Source organism: Bradyrhizobium sp. NBAIM08 (genome assembly GCF_020193935.1).
In the GTDB taxonomy this organism is placed as follows: Bacteria; Pseudomonadota; Alphaproteobacteria; order Rhizobiales; family Xanthobacteraceae; genus Bradyrhizobium; species Bradyrhizobium yuanmingense.
In genome coordinates, this window is the sequence record NZ_JADYVR010000919.1 from 1 (window position 1) to 406 (window position 406).

At 48.0% G+C, this 406-nt stretch carries 1 protein-coding gene; it reads left to right on the forward strand.

The features are described from left to right. On the forward strand, window positions 1-406 hold a 406-nt coding region (locus I6F37_RS42720), incomplete at both ends, for an alpha/beta hydrolase (protein WP_225154786.1).

Below are 406 nucleotides of genomic sequence, written 5' to 3' on the forward strand. Positions count from 1 at the left end.
GGAACAAACAGCAGGTTTGTATGCACAACAACTTGCAGAAAATGGTTTTGTAACTCTTGCCTTTGATGCTTCGCACCAGGGAGCAAGTGAGGGATTACCTCGTTTTCTCGATAACCCTATAAACCGTGTTGGGGACATTTACAGTGCAGTAGACTATCTCGTTGCCCTTCCTTATGTTGATGCAAATAACATTGGTGGTTTAGGTATTTGTGCAGGGAGTGGAGCAACAGTAAAAGCAGCAATGAGTGAACGGCGCATTAAAGCCCTTGCAACCGTTAGCGGTGTTGATGTAGGCGCAGCAGGTCGTAGAGGCTGGGATGGTAAAGGTTCAGGTGAGGACGTAATAACAACATTGGAAGCCGTTGCCAGGCAACGTACAGCAGAAGCAAATGGCGCAGCGCCGGTT